The sequence below is a fragment of the Lonsdalea iberica genome (genome assembly GCF_002111585.1).
In the GTDB taxonomy this organism is placed as follows: domain Bacteria; phylum Pseudomonadota; class Gammaproteobacteria; order Enterobacterales; family Enterobacteriaceae; genus Lonsdalea; species Lonsdalea iberica.
Map to the genome: position 1 here is coordinate 1 of NZ_LUTP01000083.1, position 4,615 is coordinate 4,615.

The window sequence follows — 4,615 nt, forward strand, 5'->3', positions numbered from 1 at the left end:
GGCGCCACGCTGGATGCCATACAGAAAAAAGGCTTTGTTCAATGCGGTATCAGCGATGGCTTGCCGGGTTTTTCCTATGCCGATGCCAGCGGCAAATATGCGGGTATTGATGTCGATGTTTGCAGGGGCGTCGCGGCTGCCGTTTTCGGCGATGCCAATAAGGTAAAATTTACCCCGCTGACCGCCAAAGAACGCTTTACGGCACTACAGTCAGGCGAGGTAGACCTGCTGTCGCGCAACACGACATGGACCTCTTCGCGGGACGCGGGCATGGGTATGCTGTTCACCGGCGTCACTTATTATGACGGCATCGGTTTCCTGACCCACAATAAAGCCGGGCTGAAAAGCGCGACAGAGCTGGACGGCGCGACGGTTTGTATTCAGGCGGGGACCGATACTGAACTGAACGTCGCTGACTATTTCAAAACTCATGGCATGAAGTACACACCGGTGACCTTCGACCGCTCCGATGAAAGCGCCAAAGCCCTGGAGTCCGGACGCTGCGACACGCTATCTTCCGACCAGTCTCAGTTGTATGCACTACGCATTAAATTGGCCAATCCCAACGAATATATCGTGCTACCTGAAGTTATCTCCAAAGAACCGCTGGGACCCGTTGTTCGCCGTGGGGACGAGGAGTGGTTTTCCATCGTGCGCTGGAGCCTGTTTGCCATGCTAAATGCAGAAGAGATGGGCATCACCTCCCAGAACGTTGACCAGATGCAGGCTAAACCGACCACGCCGGATATGGCTCACCTGCTCGGCAAAGAGGGAAATTACGGGAAAGATCTCAAATTACCCGCTGACTGGGCCTACAAAATCATTAAGCAGGTCGGTAACTACGGTGAAGTCTTCGAACGCAACGTCGGTTTGGGCAGCGAGTTGAAAATCAAACGCGGACTGAACGAATTGTGGACCAAAGGCGGTATCCAATACGCGCCCGCTGTTCGCTAATCCCCCAAGTAAATCGGGCACGGCCTGACCGCCGTGCTCCCGTTTGACCGCTACCGAGGCTTCATCATGCTGCAACGCCCAACCGTAAAAGGTGATTTATCACTGACTAATCCTGCGGTGCGCGCCTGGCTGTACCAAATCGTCGCTGTCATCGCTGTACTGGCTTTCGCAGCCTATCTATTGCACAACACGATCACCAACCTGGCGCAGCGAGGCATTACGTCCGGCTTTGCTTTTCTGGATAACGCCGCCGGATTTGGCATTGTTCAGCATCTCATCGACTATCAGCAGGGCGATACTTACGCCCGCGTCTTCATCGTCGGCTTGCTGAATACGCTGTTGGTGTCGGCCATATGTATCATCTGTGCCTCCTTATTGGGGTTTATGGTCGGCCTTGCCCGACTGTCAGACAACTGGCTGCTGCGTAAGCTCTCCACCGTCTATATCGAAACGTTCCGCAATATTCCCCCTCTGCTGCAGATCTTCTTCTGGTACTTCGCAGTACTGCGCAATCTACCGGGGCCTCGCCAAGCGGTAAGTGCGCTGGATGCCGTGTTTCTGAGTAACCGCGGATTATATGTTCCGGCAGCGGATTTCGGGCCTGGCGCCTTGCCGGCCCTACTCGCCATAGTAATGACCGCAATCGCAACCGGTCTCATCATTCGCAGGAATCAGCGCTATCACCGCGAGACTGGCATCCATCGCCGAAACTGGCCGTGGCCACTGCTGCTCCTTGCGTTACTGCTGGGTCTGGCGCATATCGTCTTCGGCCGTGCATTGAACTGGGAATTCCCGGAATTAAGAGGGTTTAACTTCAACGGCGGCATGGTCATGATCCCGGAACTCGCCGCGCTAGCGCTGGCGCTTTCGGTCTATACCTCATCCTTCATCGCCGAAATCATCCGTTCTGGTATTCAGTCGGTATCACATGGCCAGCATGAAGCGGCGTTATCGCTTGGCCTGCCAAAAACGGTTACTCTGCGCAAAGTTATCCTGCCTCAGGCAATGCGCGTCATCATTCCGCCGCTGACCAGCCAGTACCTGAATATTGTGAAAAACTCTTCCCTCGCCGCCGCGATTGGCTACCCGGATATGGTGTCGCTGTTTGCCGGTACGGTTCTGAATCAGACCGGTCAGGCGATTGAGACGATTGCCATGACAATGTCGGTCTATTTGATTATCAGCCTGCTCATTTCGCTGCTGATGAATATCTATAACCGCAAAATCGCCTTAATTGAGCGCTAGAGGAGCAGGGTTAACATGATTTCACATACACCAAAGCACCCGGCGCCTGTTAGCAGCGCCATCGCATGGGCTAGACGAAATTTGTTTTCCAGCATCCCCAACAGCCTGCTAACTATTCTCTGTTTGTGGCTACTGTGGAAAGGAGTGCCGCCGCTTCTTAACTGGGCGATCCTCGACGCCAACTGGGTGGGCGCAACCCGCAATGACTGTACCCGCGAAGGAGCCTGCTGGGTGTTTATTCACGCCCGCATCGGCCACTTTATGTATGGCCTCTATCCCCCCGAAGAGATTTGGCGAATCAACTTCGCGCTGGTGCTGGCGCTGTTGAGCATTTTCCCCATGTTCTGGAAACAGATGCCGCATCGCGGCCGTTATATCGCCGGATGGTGCATTGTCTACCCATTCATCGCTTGGGGGTTGCTGTCCGGCGGATTTGGCGGGATACCTCACGTAGAAACACGCCAATGGGGCGGACTCACACTCACGATCATCATCGCCGCAGTGGGGATTGCGGGCGCTTTGCCGCTCGGGATATTGCTGGCGCTGGGCCGACGCTCGGACATGCCTATCGTCCGTATGCTATGCATTGGATTTATTGAATTCTGGCGTGGGGTGCCGCTGATCACCGTGCTGTTTATGTCCTCTGTGATGCTGCCGCTGTTCCTGACGGAAGGAACCAACATAGACAAACTGTTACGCGCCTTGGTGGGAGTCATTCTGTTCCAATCCGCCTATGTGGCGGAAGTGGTACGCGGCGGTCTTCAAGCGTTGCCGAAAGGGCAGTATGAAGCAGCACAGTCGCTAGCATTGGGATACTGGCGAATACAGTTTCTGGTCATCCTGCCTCAGGCGCTAAAAATGGTTATCCCCGGTCTGGTCAATACCATTATTTCGCTGTTCAAAGATACCAGTCTGGTGATCATCATCGGGCTATTCGATCTGTTCAGCAGTATCCAGCAGGCTACGGTCGATCCCGCCTGGCTGGGAATGTCTACCGAAGGCTACGTCTTCGCCGCGCTGATCTATTGGATCTTCTGTTTCAGCATGTCGCGCTATAGCCAACATTTGGAAAAACGGTTTGATACCGGACATAAGTCTCATTGAGGTCACCCATGAATCAGAATGCGTTAACACAATCTGCTGACTATATGATTACGTTGGAAAACGTGAATAAGTGGTACGGTCATTTTCACGTACTGAAAGACATCAACCTTCAGGTGAAACAAGGTGAGCGCATTGTTCTGTGTGGCCCATCAGGGTCGGGAAAATCAACGACGATCCGCTGTATCAACCATCTGGAAGAACATCAGAAAGGACGAATTGTTGTCGATGGCATTGAGCTGAACAACGACAGCCGTAACGTGGAAAGGATCAGAACGGAAGTCGGCATGGTGTTTCAACACTTCAATCTTTTCCCGCATCTCACCGTTTTGCAAAACTGTACTCTGGCGCCTAGCTGGGTACATCGCATGCCGAAAAAAGAGGCCGATGCGCTGGCAATGCATTATCTGGAACGCGTTCGCATCTCGGCCCATGCGCATAAGTACCCGGGACAGCTTTCCGGAGGCCAGCAACAGCGTGTCGCTATCGCGCGTTCCTTGTGTATGAGACCCAAGATCATGCTGTTTGACGAGCCCACCTCGGCGTTAGATCCTGAAATGGTCAAAGAGGTGCTGGATACTATGCTTGGTTTGGCCGAAGACGGTATGACTATGCTGTGCGTGACCCATGAAATGGGATTCGCGCGTACAGTCGCTAACCGAGTGATCTTTATGGATCAGGGTGAAATCGTCGAACAGGCGCCGCCGGAGATCTTCTTCTCCAATCCGCGATCGGAGCGAACTCAGTCTTTCCTGGCGCAGATTCTGCACTAGCCTTTTACCGAGGCTCATGCGTCGAATGGGCCTCGGTTCATCAATATTTCAGCGAGGAAAAAGTACACATATTCATCGGGGGAGCCGGTGAGCTAAGAAATTCACGTGGTTAGCGCCCGTTTGCCACCCATTGAGTATCCCACGTTGCTATCGAATTCAGCGCTGACCTGATCAGACTGGGCACGGTACAGCTGCGACAGAGTTTGGATTGACGTCATGAGATCAGCCACGATGTTGTCGACCCGACCCGTACAACCCTTGTCTTTGGGACTCTCCGTACGGCGTCTTATGTCTACCCCTTCATTTCACGATCAATACCTGGGCTGAGTTTGGCTTGGAACCAATAGCATGACCCGCCCGGCAGTACCGTATGGCAACTTTCTTTCTGGTTGGTCCTTCGCCCGGAGCTAAATGTCACCGCCTCGGGACATCCGATGATAAGTGAGCCGGGGATAAATGCAGCGTCGTTCAGGACAATGCTGGATACCGAGGAGGAGGAGGAGGACAAGGAGAACAAGTACAGGGTCTGGGCAGGCTCAGGG

3 protein-coding genes and 2 pseudogenes are annotated in these 4,615 nt (G+C 53.7%); all 5 read left to right on the forward strand.

All coding sequences use genetic code 11. The features are described 5' to 3' along the window. A partial coding sequence (locus AU511_RS16505) for an amino acid ABC transporter substrate-binding protein (protein ID WP_139829413.1) occupies positions 1 to 954 on the forward strand: 954 nt, incomplete at its 5' end. Between the two features lie 66 nt (positions 955 to 1,020). Continuing rightward, positions 1,021 to 1,573 (forward strand): annotated as a pseudogene (locus AU511_RS18030) (ABC transporter permease subunit); the annotation flags it as partial. Positions 1,574 to 1,644: 71 nt separating this feature from the next. Continuing rightward, positions 1,645 to 2,199 (forward strand): annotated as a pseudogene (locus AU511_RS18035) (ABC transporter permease subunit); the annotation flags it as partial. Positions 2,200 to 2,214: 15 nt separating this feature from the next. Then, a complete protein-coding gene (locus tag AU511_RS16515) occupies positions 2,215 to 3,303 on the forward strand; it encodes an amino acid ABC transporter permease (protein ID WP_094110333.1) in 1,089 nt (362 codons plus the stop codon). Between the two features lie 8 nt (positions 3,304 to 3,311). After that, positions 3,312 to 4,073 carry an amino acid ABC transporter ATP-binding protein gene (locus AU511_RS16520; RefSeq protein WP_094110334.1) on the forward strand — a complete coding sequence of 254 codons (762 nt, stop codon included), beginning with the start codon at positions 3,312 to 3,314 and terminating at the stop codon, positions 4,071 to 4,073. Positions 4,074 to 4,615: the final 542 nt, after the last annotated feature.

Bases quoted from the DNA above. Each gene is read 5' to 3' on its own strand.
- AU511_RS16520 (WP_094110334.1), top strand. From the start codon at position 3,312: ATGAATCAGAATGCGTTAACACAATCTGCTGACTATATGATTACGTTG.
- AU511_RS16515 (WP_094110333.1), top strand. From the start codon at position 2,215: ATGATTTCACATACACCAAAGCACCCGGCGCCTGTTAGCAGCGCCATC.